Raw genomic sequence first — 16198 nt, 5'->3', positions numbered from 1 at the left:
GACGTGCTATCGGCTCACTGGTTCTGGTTCTCGCCGCGGTAGTACTCGTACACCCAGCCCCACAGGCCTACGAGGAGGAGGGGCGCCGAGAAGTACAGCAGCCACCAGCCGAAGACGACGCCCATGAAGGCGAGCGCGCCACCGACGGCCAGGGACAGCGGCTGCCAGCTGTGCGGGCTGAAGAAGCCCACCTCGCCGGCCTCGTCCGCGACGTCGGCCTCCTTGTTGTCCTGCGCCATGGCGTCGACCCGCCGGGCCGTGAAGGCCAGGTAGTAGCCGATCATCACGCAGAGCCCGAAGGCCAGGAAGAGCGCCGTGGTACCGGCCGGCTCCTTCGACCACACGCCATAGACGATCGCCATGGCGAGGACGAAGACGCTCAGCCAGATGAACATCTTGCCCTGGATCTTCACTTGCCGGCCTCCTTGCCGCCCGCGAGCGCCTTGTCGCCGTGACCGTGGTTCTCGAGCTCGTCGAGGGCCGCGATCTCAGGGTGGTGCAGGTCGAAGGCCGGGGATTCGGAGCGGATCCGCGGCAGGGTGAGGAAGTTGTGCCGCGGGGGCGGGCAGGACGTCGCCCACTCCAGGGAACGGCCGTAGCCCCAGGGGTCGTCGACCTCGATCTTCTTGCCGTACTTGGCGGTCTTCCAGACGTTGTAGAAGAACGGCAGGACCGACAGGCCGAGCAGGAACGAGGAGATCGTCGAGATCGTGTTCAGAGCGGTGAAGCCGTCGGCCGCGAGGTAGTCCGCGTACCGACGCGGCATGCCCTCGGCGCCCAGCCAGTGCTGCACCAGGAACGTGCCGTGGAAGCCCACGAACAGCGTCCAGAACGTGATCTTGCCGAGCCGCTCGTCGAGCATCTTGCCGGTGAACTTCGGCCACCAGAAGTGGAATCCGGAGAACATCGCGAACACCACGGTGCCGAAGATGACGTAGTGGAAGTGCGCGACCACGAAGTACGAGTCGGAGACATGGAAGTCCATCGGCGGCGAGGCCAGGATGACGCCGGTCAGACCACCGAAGGTGAAGGTGATCAGGAAGCCGACGGCCCAGAGCATCGGTGTCTCGAAGGACAACGAGCCCTTCCACATCGTTCCGATCCAGTTGAAGAACTTCACGCCTGTTGGCACGGCGATCAGGAACGTCATGAAGGAGAAGAACGGCAGGAGTACGCCACCGGTGACGTACATGTGGTGCGCCCACACCGTCACGGACAGACCGGCGATCGCGATGGTCGCGCCGACCAGGCCCATGTAGCCGAACATCGGCTTGCGCGAGAAGACCGGGATGACCTCGGAAATGATTCCGAAGAATGGCAGGGCGATGATGTACACCTCTGGATGGCCGAAGAACCAGAAGAGGTGTTGCCATAGCAAGGCGCCGCCATTGGCCGCGTCGAAGATATGGGCCCCGAATTTACGGTCCGCCTCCAGGGCGAACAGCGCGGCCGCGAGCACCGGGAAGGCGAGCAGGACCAGCACACCGGTCAGCAGCACGTTCCAGGTGAAGATCGGCATCCGGAACATCGTCATGCCGGGCGCGCGCATGCAGATGATGGTCGTGATGAAGTTGACCGAACCGAGGATCGTGCCGAAGCCGGAGAAGGCCAGACCCATGATCCACATGTCCGCGCCGATGCCCGGCGAGCGGACCGCGTCGGACAGCGGCGAGTAGGCGAACCAGCCGAAGTCGGCCGCACCCTGCGGGGTGAGGAAGCCGCCCACCGCGATCAGCGAGCCGAACAGGTAGAGCCAGTAGGCGAACATGTTCAGCCGCGGGAACGCCACATCGGGCGCGCCGATCTGCAGCGGCATGATCCAGTTCGCGAAACCGGCGAACAGCGGCGTCGCGAACATCAGCAGCATGATCGTGCCGTGCATCGTGAACGCCTGGTTGAACTGCTCGTTCGACATGATCTGCGTGCCGGGACGGGCCAGTTCGGCGCGCATGAAGAGCGCCATCAGACCGCCGATGCAGAAGAACGCGAACGACGTGACCAGGTAAAGCGTGCCGATCGTCTTGTGGTCGGTGGTGGTCAGCCACTTCACGACGACATTGCCGGGCTGCCTGCGCCGAACCGGGAGCTCGTTCTCGTACGAGTCGTCAGCTGCGGCAGCACCCTGGGGTTCATTGAGGATGCTCACAGTTGGTTCTTCTCCGCATTCCTGGCCGGGTCCGTCTGCTCAATGCCCGACGGGACGTAGCCGGTCTGGCCCTTCTTCGCCAGCTCCTCGAGGTGCTGCTGGTAGCGCTCCGGGGAGACGACCTTGACGTTGAACAGCATCCGGGAGTGGTCGACGCCGCAGAGCTCGGCGCACTTGCCCATGAAGGTGCCCTCCTTGTTCGGAGTCACCTCGAAGGCGTTGGTGTGGCCCGGGATGACGTCCTGCTTCATGAGGAACGGCACCACCCAGAAGGAGTGGATGACGTCACGCGAAGTCAGGACGAAGCGGACCTTCTCACCCTTGGGCAGCCACAGCGTGGGGCCGGGGTTGCCGTTCTGCGGGTTGCGCTCGCCGGGCGTGCCGACCTCGTAGACACCGCCCGCGTTCTCCGGGAAGTCCTTCTTGAACTTGTCCGGGATCGCCGACAGGTCCTTGCTGGACTTGGCGTCGCCCTTGTCGGAGCCGGGCACGTCCTCGATGTAGTTGAAGCCCCAGCTCCACTGGAAGCCCACCACGTTGACGGTGTGCTTCGGCTTGTCGGAGAGCTCGAGGAGCTTCGATTCGTCCCGGGCCGTGAAGTAGAACAGGACCGAGACGATGATGAGCGGAACCACGGTGTACAGCGCCTCGATGGGCATGTTGTACCGGGTCTGCGGAGGTACCTCGACCTTGGTGCGGCTGCGCCGGTGGAAGAACGTGCTCCACAGGATCAGGCCCCACACGAGTACGCCCGTGGCGAGCGCCGCCGCCCACGAGCCCTGCCACAGAGAGAGGATCCGTGGAGCCTCTTCCGTGGTCGGAGTTGGCATACCAAGGCGGGGGAAGTCCTTGTATGTGCAACCGGTTGCGGTCGCCAGGATCAGGCCCGCAGTCAGCACCTGCGGCAGCTTCCGCCGCATCGGGCGCCGCGACGAGCGGTCGGAGCCGTTGGGACTCACGTAGCGCCTTCCCGAGAGTCTCGCCCGCTCGGCCGGGCTCGGCCGGTGATGCTGGTCGGGCTCCGGACCCTGTACGGGCAGGGGTTTGGATGTTTATGCGGACCAAACCCTACTGGACGCTATTTGGGGTCGCGCGGGGAGGGTGCCCAACGCGCCGTGGCTCGACCCGAAGGGGTGGCTGCGGCCCTCGGGAAGTGCCTTCTCAACCCCCGAAATCCGCGGTTGAGCTGGCAACTGACGGTCCCTTGAAAGATACCGACAGTAAGTCGGCGGCGGCTGCTCCAGCTCCCCGTGGCCGTCTGTTCGACGCCCGGTAGCGTGGCCGCGTGCCCTACTTCGACGCCGCGTCCTCCGCCCCTCTGCACCCCGTCGCCCGGCAGGCACTGATCGCCGCGCTCGACGAGGGATGGGCCGACCCGGCCCGCCTGTACCGGGAGGGACGACGGGCCCGCATGCTGCTCGACGCCGCGCGCGAGGCCGCGGCCGAGGCGGTGGGATGCCGCCCCGACGAGCTGGTGTTCACCTCTTCGGGGACGCGGGCGGTGCACTCCGGAGTGGCCGGCGCTCTCGCCGGACGACGGCGCACCGGCCGTCATCTGGTCGTGTCCGGCGTCGAACACTCCTCCGTGCTCCATTCGGCCGCCGCCCATGAGGAGCAGGGCGGCGCGGCGGAGCGGGTGCCCGTGGAGCGTACGGGCGCGGTCGACGCCGAGGTGTTCGCCGGCGCCCTGCGCGAGGACACGGCGCTCGCCTGTCTGCAGTCCGCCAACCACGAGGTGGGGACGGTGCAGCCGGTGGCGGCCGTCGCCGGGGCCTGCCGGGCGGCCGGGGTGCCGCTGCTCGTGGACGCGGCGCAGTCACTGCCGTGGGGGCCGGTCGGGGGCGACTGGTCACTGCTCACGGCGAGCTCGCACAAATGGGGCGGACCGGCCGGCGTGGGACTTCTCGTCGTACGCAAGGGGGTGCGGTTCGCCGCTCAAGGGCCGCTCGACGAGCGGGAGTCGGGGCGGGCCCCCGGCTTCGAGAACCTGCCCGCGATCGTGGCCGCGGCGGCCTCGCTGCGGGCGGTGCACGCGGAGGCGGCCCAAGAGGCGGCTCGGCTGCGCGAGTTGACGGCCCGGATCCGGGCCCGGGTGCCGGAGCTCGTACCGGATGCGGAAGTGGTGGGTGACGCGGAGCGGCGGCTGCCGCATCTGGTCACCTTCTCCTGTCTCTATGTCGATGGGGAGACCCTGCTGCACGAGCTGGACCAGGCGGGTTTCTCCGTCTCGTCCGGTTCCTCCTGCACCAGCTCCACGCTCGAGCCCAGCCATGTCCTGAAGGCGATGGGTGCGCTGAGCGAAGGCAATGTGCGGGTGTCGCTGCCGATGGGCGCGGCGGACGACGACGTGGAGCGGTTTCTCGCGGTGCTGCCGGGGGCCGTGGCCGCCGTACGGGAGAAGCTGGGGGCTCCGGTCGCGGCCGGGCGGGCCGCCGGGAGCGAGTCCCTGGTGCTCGATGTGCTCGGCAGGCAGTGCCCGGTCCCGGTGATCGAGCTGGGCAAGGTCATCGGCGATGTGCCGGTGGGCGGCACGGTGACGGTCCTGTCGGACGACGAGGTCGCGGCCCTGGACATCCGGGCGTGGTGCCACATGCGGAAGCAGGAGTTCGTGGGTGAGGAGCCGGCGGACCGGGGCACCGCCTACACGGTCCGCCGGGTCTCCTAGGTGCTCCTTGTTACGCGAGGTGTTCCTTGACCTCGGTCGCGGCCTCGTATCCGTAGGCCTTGGTGAAGCGGTCCATGAAGTGGGCGCGGCGCAGGGTGTACTCCTGGGTGCCCAGGGTCTCGATCACCAGGGTGGCCAGCATGCAGCCGATCTGTGCGGCGCGCTCCAGGCTGACGCCCCAGGAAAGGCCGGACAGGAAGCCCGCGCGGAAGGCGTCGCCGACACCGGTCGGGTCGACCTTCGCCTCCTCCTCCGGTACGCCGACCTCGATCGGGTCCTGGCCCGCCTGCTCGATACGGACGCCGCGGGCGCCGAGCGTGGTGACGCGGTGGCCGACGCGGCTGAGGATCTCCTCGTCGCTCCAGCCGGTCTTGGACTCGATGAGGCCCTTCTCGTACTCGTTGGAGAAGAGATACGTCGCCGAGTCGAGGAGGGTACGGATCTCGTCGCCGTCCATGCGCGCGATCTGCTGTGAGAAGTCGGCGGCGAACGGGATCCCGCGGGAGCGGCACTCCTCGGTGTGCCGGAGCATCCCCTCGGGGTCGTCGGCGCCGATCAGGACCAGGTCGAGGCCGCCGACGCGCTGGGCCACGGACTGCAGCTCGATGAGGCGGGCCTCGCTCATGGCGCCGGCGTAGAAGGAGCCGATCTGGTTGTGGTCGGCGTCCGTGGTGCACACGAAGCGGGCGGTGTGCAGGACTTCGGAGATGCGCACGGATTCGGTGTCGACTCCGTGCCGGTCGAGCCAGGCGCGGTACTCGTCGAAGTCGGCACCCGCGGCGCCGACGAGAATCGGCTTGGTGCCCAGTTGGCCCATGCCGAAACAGATGTTGGCGCCGACGCCTCCCCTGCGCACGTCGAGATTGTCGACCAGGAAGGACAGCGAGACCGTGTGCAGCTGATCCGCGACCAGTTGGTCGGCGAAACGGCCGGGGAAGGTCATGAGGTGGTCGGTGGCGATGGAGCCGGTGACTGCGATACGCACGGCGTATATCTCCTGCAGGGAAGAGGTCCGGGGAGATTGACACTTCACGCTACCGGGTCGCGGCCACTTCCCTGAACTGGCAAAACTACCCGATAGTAGACCTTTTTCCGGGGACTCCACCGTGCGTACGGTGCGAGTATGCCTAAGCACACGGTGGTGCCCGAGCCGGTTGATCTCACCCTGGAGCAGCTGCGGGGGGACTGCGCCCGGATGGCTCCGCACTGGGCCGCTGCTCGCGAGGCCGCGCAGGTGCCCGTCTCCCCCTCCCTCATCCACGGCGTGGTCGTGCCGGGCGCCTCGGCCCGGCTCATCGACGCGATGTCCGACTACGGCGACTGACGGGGCGCGGACGAGGGAACCGCACGCTCCCTTTCTCCGTCCCACCGGCGGTCACCCCTCAGGGGGAGTTGACTGGGCACAGGGCCGGCGGCGCGTCGGCGCATGGCCCCGCGGCGCGGACGAAGGAGCGATGCGGTGAGCAGCGAGGAGACGCGAGAGGGTGCGCGGCGAGCGGCACGGCGGCGCCCCGGACTGGCTGTCGCCTCGGTGGCGGCCGCCGTACTGATCGCCGGGGGCGGTGGCGCGTGCTTCGCGGCGAACGCCTCGGGCAGCGGCGGTACGACGGACTCCGGTGCGCCCTCGGGTGAGGGCACGCCTCCCCCGCTGGAGCTCGACGGCTCCACGTCGGGCGTGGCGCCGGGTGAGCCGGACCCCGGCGGGGCGCGGTACCGCGCGGACGGGGACCTTCCAAGGGGGCCGGAATCGGCTCCTGTGTACCGGGCGCGTGGCGTGGTCGGCTCGGCCCAAGTGGCCACTCTCGCCGAGGCACTTGGCGTATCCGGCACACCCCGCGCCGAGGGTGCGGGGTGGCGGGTCGGGCCGCCGCAGGGCGGTCCGCTGCTGCGGGTCGGCAAGGAGGCGCCGGGCACCTGGAGCTTCCAGGCGTACACCGGGGGCACGGACGACTGCGCCAAGGGCGAGCGGTGCGGCCCGATCGGTTCTTCCGGGCTCGCCGGGATGGGGCCGGGGCCGGTGAGCGAGCGGGCCGCCAAGGACGCCGCCGCCCCTGTGCTCAAGGCGCTCGGCCAGGGCGACGCCGGCCTTGACGCCACGCAGACCATGGGCGCCGTACGCGTGGTGAACGCCGACCCGAAGGTGGGCGGTCTGCCCACGTACGGCTGGTCGACCGGGATCCAGGTCGGCTCCGACGGTCAACTGGTCGCCGGCAGCGGTCAGTTGGCCAAGCCGGCCAAGGGAGCGACATATCCCGTGATCAGCGCCGATGAGGCGCTTGAGCAGCTGAACAAGGGCGCGTCCGGGGACGGCCGGGTGGGGATCGCCGGGTGCGCGCGGCCCGTGCCCCACGACGACGGCGGCGAAGGCGGCGACAGCAGGGCCGATGGCGGCGGCAGCGGTGGTATCGCGCCCGGTGAGCCGGACCCCGGCCGGCCGCAGCAGCCGTGTCCGCCGGACACCGGGACGGCCACGCCCGGTCCCGCGCCGGTGACCGTGGACGACGCGGTCTTCGGGCTCGCCGTCCACTTCGAGCGGGGGCAGCAGACGCTGGTCCCGTCCTGGCTGTTCCAGGTGCGGCCCGAGGGTGCGGAGCGGCACTTCACGATCACGCATCCGGCGGTGGACCCGAAGTTCCTGGCCGGGCCGAGCGCACCCGGGCCGAGCGCACCCGAGCCGAGTGCGCCCGTGCCGACCGCCACGACGGACCGGCCCGGCACCCCGCGCGCGGAGCCGCCCGCCTCGCCCAAGTCGCGGGATGTGCCCGTCGAGACGTACAGCTCGGACGGGCGGACGCTGACCCTGCGGTTCTGGGGCGGCGAGTGCAATGACTACACGGCCGCCGCGACCGAGAAGGGCCGGGACGTGACGGTCCGGGTGACCGAGGTGCCGATGAAGAAGGAGCAGGTCTGCATCGCGATCGCCAAGGAGCGCACCGAGAAGGTGACGCTTGACGCGCCGCTCGGCGACCGGACCGTGGTCGGCACCAACGGCGCCGCGGTGAAGCGTAAGTAGGGCCAAGCAGGGCAAGGAGCGCGAGCAGGGCGCGAGCAGGCCGTAAGCCGGGCTTGAGTGAAGGAAGCCGGGGCGCGACGGCGGCGCGAACGGAGGCGGCACCCCGCGTGGGGTGCCGCCTCCGTCGTACGTCCAGGACTCCTGTGAGCCGTAAGGGCTTAGCTGAAGGAGTCGCCGCAGGCGCAGGAGCCCGTGGCGTTGGGGTTGTCGATCGTGAAGCCCTGCTTCTCGATGGTGTCGACGAAGTCGATGGAGGCGCCGCCGAGGTACGGGGCGCTCATGCGGTCGGTGACGACCTTGACGCCGTCGAAGTCCTTCACGACATCACCGTCGAGCGAGCGCTCGTCGAAGAACAGCTGGTAACGCAGGCCGGAGCAGCCGCCGGGCTGAACGGCCACACGCAGGGCCAGGTCGTCACGGCCTTCCTGGTCGAGCAGAGCCTTGACCTTGGCCGCGGCGGCGTCGCTCAGGATGATGCCGTCGCTGACGGTGGTGGTCTCGTCCGATACGGACATCTACATCTCTCCCGGGTTGTTCGGACTGCTTGCCGACGGTTGCAACCGTCGGGGCCGCGGATTCATTCCGGGCCTGGCGCGCTTGTTTTGCCTGCCCCTTCATGCTCGCACACCCGGGCGGCGGGGGTCGTGGGCCCGTACTTCCCGGGAATGCGTCACATCGACACGATGGCCATCGTCAAACTGACGTGAAGCGGTTATGATAGATAACGTCAATTCGACGAAAAGCAGGCCCGGACGGCGGGTTCTGCCCGCCGGAAGAAGAAAGGGTGCGTGTCGTGTCCACCGCCCAATCCCCCGTAGACCTGGCTGTTGAGCCGACGCCGCTGGCCCTCCTGCTGCTCGGCCGAGAGGCCGACCCGAAGAGCGAGCGCGGCGTCGACTGCCCCGGCGATCTGCCCTCGCCGTCCGACCCGGACCTGGTGGCGCGCGCCCGAGCGGCGAAGGAAAAGCTCGGCGACAAGGTCTTCGTCCTCGGCCACCACTACCAGCGCGACGAGGTCATCCAGTTCGCCGACGTCACCGGCGACTCCTTCAAGCTGGCCAAGGACGCGGCCGCGCGGCCCGACGCCGAGTACATAGTGTTCTGCGGTGTGCACTTCATGGCCGAGTCGGCCGACATCCTGACCGGCGACGACCAGAAGGTGGTCCTGCCCGACCTCGCCGCCGGCTGCTCCATGGCCGACATGGCCACGGCCGAGCAGGTCGCCGAGTGCTGGGACGTGCTGACCGAGGCCGGCCTCGCCGAGCAGGTCGTGCCCGTCTCGTATATGAACTCCTCCGCCGACATCAAGGCCTTCACCGGCAAGCACGGCGGCACCATCTGCACCTCGTCCAACGCCAAGCGGGCCCTCGACTGGGCCTTCGAGCAGGGCGACAAGGTGCTGTTCCTGCCGGACCAGCACCTCGGCCGCAACACCGCCGTGCGCGACCTGGGCATGTCCCTGGACGACTGCGTCGTCTACAACCCGCACAAGCCGAACGGCGGCCTCACCGTCGAGCAGCTGCGCGCCGCCAAGATGATCCTGTGGCGCGGGCACTGCTCGGTGCACGGCCGGTTCTCGCTCGACTCCGTCAACGACGTCCGCGAGCGGATTCCCGGTGTGAACGTCCTGGTGCACCCCGAGTGCAAGCACGAGGTCGTGGCGGCCGCGGACTACGTCGGCTCGACGGAGTACATCATCAAGGCCCTGGAGGCGGCCCCGGCCGGCTCCAAGTGGGCCATCGGCACCGAGCTGAACCTGGTGCGCCGCCTGGCCAACCGCTTCGCGGACGAGGACAAGGAGATCGTCTTCCTCGACAAGACGGTCTGCTTCTGCTCGACCATGAACCGGATCGACCTGCCGCACCTGGTCTGGGCCCTGGAGTCCCTTGCCGAGGGCAATCTGGTCAACCGCATCCAGGTCGACCAGGAGACCGAGAGCTTCGCGAAGCTGGCGCTCGAGCGGATGCTGGCGCTGCCGTAAACCGGTGTCCCCGACTTCGGCGGTGCGCGTAGCTTGCGGCGCATGATCCTTCGCCAGCTACGGGACACCGCCGAAGACATCGAGGCCGTACGTCATGTCGCCACCGCGGCCTTCACCGTCCTGCACGCCGCCATGGGTGACCCGCCCGAGCCCGAACCGACGCCGGAGCAGCACGCCCGCGAGGACTCCCTGAACCGGCACTTCGTCCGCCACGACCAGCAGGGCTGCTGGATCGCGCACGACGCCGAGGGGCGGCCCGCCGGGGCCGCCCTCGCCTCGCGGCGCGAGGACACCTGGGGACTCTCGCTCCTCGTCGTGGCGCCCGGGGCGCAGGGCAAAGGGATCGGGCGGGCCCTGCTCGAACGGACCCTGGCGTACGGCGAGGGCTGCTCGCGCGGCATCATCTCGGGGTCGCGGGACCCGCGCGCCGCCCGGGCGTACTGGGCGGCCGGGTTCGCCCTGCACCCGGGGATGCGGCTGCAGGGCCAGGTCGACCCCAGCCGGCTCACCGGGCCCGACGGACCGGTCGTCGAGGGCGGGCCGCGGCACCGGGACCTCATGGACGGCGTGGACCGGCAGCTGCGCGGCGGCGCCCACGGGCCCGACCACGACGAACTCCTGCGCCACCACCGCCTGTTGACCGCCGACGACAGGGCGGGCCGCGGCTACTGCTATGTCGACATGTCCCCCGGCGGCATCCACCTCATGGGGCTCTCCGCGACCACCGAGGCGGTGGCGGGGCGGCTGCTCACCGCGGCGCTGCGGGACGTCCCCGCCGGTGCGACCGTCAAGATCCCGAACGTCACGGCGGAGCAGCGGTGGGCGGTCGACATCGCCCTGACCGCCGGCCTGGAGCCGGCACACGGGGGCTATCTGTGTCTGCGGGGCATGCGGCCGCCGGTGGGGTTCGTGCCCTCGGGGCAGTTCCTCTAGTCCTCTAGTTCCTCAACTCCCTCAAGTTCCTCAAATACGCGGCCAGTTCCCCTGGTACGCAGCCTTCCTGGTACGTGAACGGGGCGCCCCTCATGGCGAGGGGCGCCCCGTTCACGTACGACCGCCGGTCAGACCTGCACCGGCTCCTGGTCCGGCTCGCCCGCCTCCGACGAGGCCTCCGCCTGCGGCGGAACTCCCGCCTTCTTGGCGCGCTTTGCCGCCTTCTTCTTGGCGCGGCGCTCCTTGCGGAGCTCGATCATCGCGTAGAGCGTCGGCACCAGGAGGAGCGTGAGCAGCGTCGACGTGATCAGACCGCCGATCACCACGACCGCGAGCGGCTGGGCGATGAAGCCGCCCTCGCCGGTGACGCCGAGCGCCATCGGGGCGAGCGCGCAGATCGTCGCCAGGGCCGTCATGAGGATCGGGCGCAGCCGGTGGCGGCCGCCCTCGATGACCGCCTCGACCGTGCTGTAGCCCTTGGCGCGGTACTGGTTGATCAGGTCGATCAGAACGATCGCGTTGGTGACCACGATGCCGATCAGCATCAGCATGCCGATCATCGCCGGGACGCCCATCGGGGTGTCGGTGGCGATCAGCAGGCCGATCGCGCCGGTGGCCGCGAACGGGATCGAGACCAGCAGGATCAGCGGCTGGACCAGGGACCTGAAGGTCGCGACCAGGAGCATGAACACGATCGCGATGGCCGCGAGCATGGCCAGGCCGAGCGAGGCGAAGGCCTCGTCCTGGTCCTCGGAGACACCGCCGACGGACACCGTGGCGCCCTCGGGCAGCTCCTTCTCCAGCTGGTTCAGCTTGGTCTGCAGGGCCGCGCTGACCGCGCCGGTGTTGTCGCCGGTCGGCTTCGCCGTGATCGTGGCGGCCCGCGAGCCGTCGATCCGGGTCATCGAGACCGGTCCGTCGACCAGCTTCACGGTGGCGATATCGCCGAGCTTCACCGGTCCGAGCTTGAGGTCGCGCAGCTCGGCGAGGGTCTCGGCGGGCTTCTTCGCCTTCACGACGACATCGCGCTCGGTGTCGTCCAGAACCGCCTTGCCGCTCGGGGTGCCGCGCACCGCCTGGCCGACGGCCTGGCCGAGGGTGGTGTCGTTGAAGCCCGCTGCGGCGGCCTTCTCGTTGGCCTTGACCGAGATCCGCGGCACGGACTGCGACAGGTCGCTCTGTACGTCGGTGACGTCGTCGAGCTCGGCGACCTCGGCGCGTACCTGCTCGGACGCCTTCTTCAGTACGCCGGCGTCGGCGGCCTTGACGACCACGCTCAGGTCCTGGCTGCTGAAGCCGTCGCCCGCCGCGATCCGGGTGTCCCCGATGCCGTCGAGCCTGCCGAGCTCGCTGTCGATACGGTCGCTGGTCTTCTCGAAGTCCGCGTCGTCGGCGAGGGTCACCTGGTACGACGCCTGGTTGGTGTCGGTGCCGCCGCCGAAGGCCGCCATGAAACCGGACGAGCCGATGGTGACCTGGTAGTCCTTGACGTCGTCGATGCCGGCGAGCACCTTCTCGACCTTCTCGGCCGCCTTGTCGGTGGCCGCGAGGCTGGTGCCTGGCTTCAACTCCTGCTTGATGGACAGGACTTCCTGCTCGCCCTGGTCGAAGAAGTTGGTCTTCAGCATGGGGGCCATACCGAAGGTGCCGACAAGCACGACGACCGCGATCATCAGGCTGGTGAAGCGGCGCCGGGTGGCGAAGCGCAGGACGGGAACGTACAGGCGCTGCAGCCAGCTGCGCGCCTCCTTCTCCTCGGCCTTGCGCCGGGCCTCGTCCGGGTCGAGCCCCGCGGTGCCCTTGGGGGCGCGCAGGAACCAGTACGAGAGCACCGGCACGACCGTCAGGGACACGATCAGGGAGGCGAGCAGGGCCGCCGTCACCGTCAGCGAGAACGAGCCGAACAGCTCGCCCACCATGCCGCCGACCAGACCGATCGGCAGGAACACGGCGACCGTGGTGAGGGTCGACGAAGTGACCGCGCCCGAGACCTCCTTGACCGCGGTGAGGATCGCCTCGCGGCGCTCCTCGCCGTAGCCGAGGTGCCGCTTGATGTTCTCCAGGACCACGATCGAGTCGTCCACGACCCGGCCGATCGCGATGGTCAGCGCGCCGAGCGTGAGCATGTTGAGCGACAGGTCGCGGGTCCACAGCACGATCAGGGCGAGGACGACCGAGAGCGGGATGGAGACCGCGGTGACCAGGGTCGAGCGGATCGAGGTCAGGAAGACCAGGATGATGACGACCGCGAAGGCCAGGCCGAGCGCGCCCTCGGTGGTCAGGCTGGAGATCGACTTGGAGACCGCGGGGCCCTGGTCGGAGACCACGGTGAGGTCGGCCTTCGCGCCCAGGTCCTTGCGGAGCCCGGGCAGCTTGTCCTTGACCGCGTCGGAGATGGCGACGGCCGAGCCGTCCTGGTCCATGGTGACGACGACGGAGAGGCTGGGCTCACCGTTGGTGCGGGTCAGCGAGTCGGCCTTGGCCTCCTCCTGCCTGACGTCCGCGACCGCGCCGAGGCGCACCGGCTTGGCCTTCGTACGGCTGCCGGGCGCGGCCTCCGCCGTGACCATCAGGTCCTCGATCTGCTTCAGCGAGGTGAAGCCGCCGCCGACCTGGACGGTGCGGTTCTCGCCGTCCTCGTCGAAGGAGCCGGCCGGCACGGAGGCGCCGCCCGCCTGCAGCGCCTGGCCGATCGCGGCCGAAGTCAGTCCGGCCCTGGCCAGCTTGGCCTCGTCCGGGGTGACCGCCACCTGCAGATCGCGGACACCGTCGACGGTGACCTGGCCGACACCGTCGACGTCCTTGAGCACGGGGACGACGGAGCGCTCGAGCCGGTCGGCGAGCGCCTGCTGGTCGGAGCCGTCGGCGGAGGCGGCGAGGACGACGGTCGGGATGTCGTCCGTGGAGCCCGCGACGACCTGCGGGTCGACATCCTGCGGCAGCTGGGCGCGGGCCCGGTTGACGGCCTGCTGGACATCGGCGACGAGCTGCTTGGAGTCGCTGTCGCCGTAGTCGAACTGGGCCATGACCAGGGCGTTGCCCTCACTGGCCGTGGAGGTGATGCCGGTGATGCCGTCGACCGCCTCGATGGTCGACTCGAGCGGCTCCACGACCTGCTTCTCGACCACGTCGGGGGACGCGCCCTGATAGGGAGCGATGACGGACACCATCGGGAGTTCGATGGACGGCAGCAGCTGCTGCTTGAGCTGCGGGATGGCGATGGCGCCGAACACGATCGCGACGATCGAGATCAGACCTATCAGGGCCCGCTGGGCGAGGCTGAATCTGGACAGCCAGGACATGGGTGAGGGTCTCTCTTCTGTGGCGTTCGCGGCAGGAGGTCGGCAGGCGAAGGGACGGCCTGCGCCCGTCGACGGGCAGAGCACGCACCCTGCGTCCGTCTACTCCACCCTCAGCCATGCCGGGACCCCATCTCCTCGCTCCCAGGTCCCTTCCTTCGACCGCCGCATACTGCGCCCGCAGTACACCCCCTCCAGCGTCACTCCACCCGTGGACGTACCAGGCCCGATTCGTACGCAATGACCACGAGTTGTGCCCGGTCGCGGGCGCCCAGCTTGGCCATCGCGCGGTTCACATGGGTCTTGACGGTGAGCGGGCTGACGGTGAGGCGCTCGGCGATCTCGTCGTTGGAGAGACCGCCCGCGACCTGCACGAGAACCTCGCGCTCCCGGCCGGTGAGGGCGGCGAGCCGTTCGGAGTGCCCGCCGGGCCCGTCCTCTTCGTCCGAACTGCCGCTCTGGGCGAGGAACTTGGCGATCAGCCCTTTGGTCGCGACGGGTGAGAGGAGGGCCTCGCCCGCGGCGGCCACACGGATGGCGCTGAGCAGTTCGTCGGGCTCGGAGCCCTTGCCGAGAAATCCCGACGCACCGGCGCGCAGCGACTGCACCACGTATTCGTCCACCTCGAAGGTGGTGAGCATGACGACGCGTACGTGGGCGAGTTCCGGATCGGCGCTGATCTGCCGGGTGGCGGCGAGGCCGTCCGTGCCCGGCATGCGGATGTCCATGAGGACGACGTCGGCGCGCTCGGACCTGGCGAGGCGTACGGCCTCGGCGCCGTCCGAGGCCTCTCCGACGACCTCCATGTCCGGCTCGGAGTCCACCAGAACCTTGAAGGCGCTGCGCAACAGGGCCTGGTCGTCGGCGAGCAGAACCCTGATGGCGGTCATCCGGTGGTCTCCCCCGTGGCGGCCGTGCGGTTGTCGACGGGAAGGATCGCATGGACGCGGTAGCCGCCGCCGTAACGGGGCCCCGCCGTGAGGGAGCCGCCGAGGGCGGCCACGCGCTCGCGCATCCCGAGCAGACCGTGGCCCGAACCGTCCGGTTCACCGTCCTCTCCCGGCCCGTCGTCGAGCACGGTGACCTCGACGCGCGGCCCTACGCGGATGACGCTGACCTCGGCCTTCGCACCCGCACCCGCGTGCTTGCGGACATTGGTCAGGGCTTCCTGGATGACGCGGTACGCGGCCAGGTCCACGGCGGCCGGCAGGGTCGCGTTCTCGTCGGCGCGGGCCACGTCGACGGGCAGCCCGGCGTGCCGGAAGGTGTCGAGGAGTTCGTCGAGGCGGGCCAGGCCCGGGGCGGGTTCCGTGGGCGCCTCGGGGTCGCCGGTCTGCCGCAACAGGCCGACGGTGGCGCGGAGTTCATTGAGCGCGGAGCGGCTGGCCTCGCGCACATGCGCCAGGGCTTCCTTGGCCTGGTCGGGCCGTTTGTCCATGACGTGCGAGGCGACGCCCGCCTGGACGTTGACCAGGGCGATGTGGTGGGCGACGACGTCGTGCAGGTCACGGGCGATCCGCAGCCGCTCTTCGGCGACCCGGCGCCGGGCCTCTTCCTCCCTCGTACGCTCCGCGCGCTCGGCCCGCTCCCTTATGGCGTCCACGAAGGCCCGGCGGCTGCGCACCGCGTCGCCCGCGGCGGCGGCCATTCCGGTCCAGGCGAAGACCCCGAGGTTCTCCTGTGCGTACCAGGGCAGCGGCCCGGAGAGCATCGCCGTGCCGGTCAGCACGGTCATGGTGAGCAGGCCGACGCGCCAGGTCGTCGGGCGGTCGGTGCTCGCGGCGACGGTATAGAGGGCGATGACCGCGCACATCGCGACGGGCGCACGCGGCTCACCCGTGATCACCTCCACCAGGGAGACGGCACCGGTGGCGGCGAGCACGGCCAGCGGACGACGGCGCCGGAAGATCAGCGCCACCGACCCGAGCAGCATCAGGGCGACGCTCAGCGGGTCGGGGCTACGGCCGAAGTAGGGCCCGCGGGGCCCGTGCGGCTCGACGAAGGAACCGGCGATCATGCACGCGAGCACAGCCAGCGCCAGGGTGGCGTCAAGCGCCAGCGGATGTGCTCTGACCCGGACTCCGGCCCGCGCAAGGATGCTCACGGGATGCAACGGTACGTCGCGCCGCCGGCCCCCGGAATGCGTACCACCTGCGGCGGG

At 69.8% G+C, this 16198-nt stretch carries 13 protein-coding genes; 5 read left to right on the top strand and 8 right to left on the bottom strand.

All coding sequences use genetic code 11. From position 1 onward, the window contains the following. Positions 1-14 precede the first annotated feature (14 nt). The 3 genes from ACFQVC_RS33285 to ctaC are packed head-to-tail and all read right to left on the bottom strand — an operon-like array spanning position 15 to position 3105. Complete coding sequence (locus ACFQVC_RS33285) at positions 15-413, bottom strand: cytochrome c oxidase subunit 4 (RefSeq protein WP_381837645.1); 399 nt, start codon at positions 411-413, stop codon at positions 15-17. Then, on the bottom strand, positions 410-2146 hold the full coding sequence (gene ctaD, locus ACFQVC_RS33280; RefSeq protein ID WP_381837643.1) for an aa3-type cytochrome oxidase subunit I: 1737 nt from the start codon (positions 2144-2146) through the stop codon (positions 410-412). Before ctaD ends, ACFQVC_RS33285 begins: the two co-directional genes overlap by 4 nt. Further along, positions 2143-3105, bottom strand: a complete 963-nt coding sequence (gene ctaC / locus ACFQVC_RS33275) for an aa3-type cytochrome oxidase subunit II (RefSeq protein ID WP_381837641.1) — start codon at positions 3103-3105, stop codon at positions 2143-2145. Before ctaC ends, ctaD begins: the two co-directional genes overlap by 4 nt. Positions 3106-3431: 326 nt before the next feature. Here ctaC and ACFQVC_RS33270 point away from each other — a divergent pair, with 326 nt between their 5' ends. Next, a complete protein-coding gene (locus ACFQVC_RS33270; protein ID WP_381837639.1) occupies positions 3432-4811 on the top strand; it encodes a cysteine desulfurase/sulfurtransferase TusA family protein in 1380 nt (459 codons plus the stop codon). A gap of 10 nt (positions 4812-4821) precedes the next feature. Here the strand turns inward: ACFQVC_RS33270 and ACFQVC_RS33265 are convergent, their stop codons facing one another. Next, the gene (locus ACFQVC_RS33265; protein ID WP_381837637.1) at positions 4822-5796 is read right to left on the bottom strand and encodes a carbohydrate kinase family protein; all 975 of its coding nucleotides are present in this window, start codon (positions 5794-5796) and stop codon (positions 4822-4824) included. A gap of 138 nt (positions 5797-5934) precedes the next feature. Here ACFQVC_RS33265 and ACFQVC_RS33260 point away from each other — a divergent pair, with 138 nt between their 5' ends. Both ACFQVC_RS33260 and ACFQVC_RS33255 read left to right on the top strand, forming a co-directional pair. Further along, positions 5935-6135 (top strand): hypothetical protein, encoded by a 201-nt coding sequence (locus ACFQVC_RS33260; RefSeq protein ID WP_381837635.1) that lies wholly within the window; start codon positions 5935-5937, stop codon positions 6133-6135. A 102-nt stretch (positions 6136-6237) separates the two neighbouring features. Further along, a complete protein-coding gene (locus tag ACFQVC_RS33255; protein ID WP_381837633.1) occupies positions 6238-7824 on the top strand; it encodes a hypothetical protein in 1587 nt (528 codons plus the stop codon). Positions 7825-7982: 158 nt separating this feature from the next. Here ACFQVC_RS33255 and ACFQVC_RS33250 read toward each other — a convergent pair whose 3' ends face one another. Then, on the bottom strand, positions 7983-8339 hold the full coding sequence (locus ACFQVC_RS33250) for a HesB/IscA family protein (protein ID WP_282538608.1): 357 nt from the start codon (positions 8337-8339) through the stop codon (positions 7983-7985). A 269-nt stretch (positions 8340-8608) separates the two neighbouring features. Here ACFQVC_RS33250 and nadA point away from each other — a divergent pair, with 269 nt between their 5' ends. Both nadA and ACFQVC_RS33240 read left to right on the top strand, forming a co-directional pair. Next, positions 8609-9805 (top strand): quinolinate synthase NadA, encoded by a 1197-nt coding sequence (gene nadA, locus ACFQVC_RS33245; RefSeq protein ID WP_381837631.1) that lies wholly within the window; start codon positions 8609-8611, stop codon positions 9803-9805. 42 nt (positions 9806-9847) lie between these two features. Continuing rightward, the gene (locus ACFQVC_RS33240; RefSeq protein WP_381837629.1) at positions 9848-10738 is read left to right on the top strand and encodes a GNAT family N-acetyltransferase; all 891 of its coding nucleotides are present in this window, start codon (positions 9848-9850) and stop codon (positions 10736-10738) included. A 128-nt stretch (positions 10739-10866) separates the two neighbouring features. On the opposite strand, the gene ACFQVC_RS33235 is transcribed toward ACFQVC_RS33240, so the two are convergent. The 3 genes from ACFQVC_RS33235 to ACFQVC_RS33225 all read right to left on the bottom strand — a co-directional run bounded on the left by ACFQVC_RS33235 (position 10867) and on the right by ACFQVC_RS33225 (position 16141). Next, positions 10867-14040, bottom strand: coding sequence for an efflux RND transporter permease subunit (locus tag ACFQVC_RS33235; protein ID WP_381837627.1), 3174 nt, complete (start codon positions 14038-14040; stop codon positions 10867-10869). A gap of 197 nt (positions 14041-14237) precedes the next feature. Continuing rightward, positions 14238-14927: a response regulator gene (locus tag ACFQVC_RS33230; RefSeq protein WP_381837625.1), complete on the bottom strand. Its 690-nt coding sequence runs from the start codon at positions 14925-14927 to the stop codon at positions 14238-14240. Beyond that, positions 14924-16141, bottom strand: coding sequence for a sensor histidine kinase (locus ACFQVC_RS33225; RefSeq protein ID WP_381837623.1), 1218 nt, complete (start codon positions 16139-16141; stop codon positions 14924-14926). Before ACFQVC_RS33225 ends, ACFQVC_RS33230 begins: the two co-directional genes overlap by 4 nt. Between the last annotated feature and the right edge of the window lie 57 nt (positions 16142-16198).

The organism is Streptomyces monticola, assembly GCF_042665355.1.
Classification (GTDB): Bacteria; Actinomycetota; Actinomycetes; order Streptomycetales; family Streptomycetaceae; genus Streptomyces; species Streptomyces monticola.
Note: the sequence above shows the minus strand (reverse complement) of the source record. Positions and strands in the feature narration are given on the sequence as shown.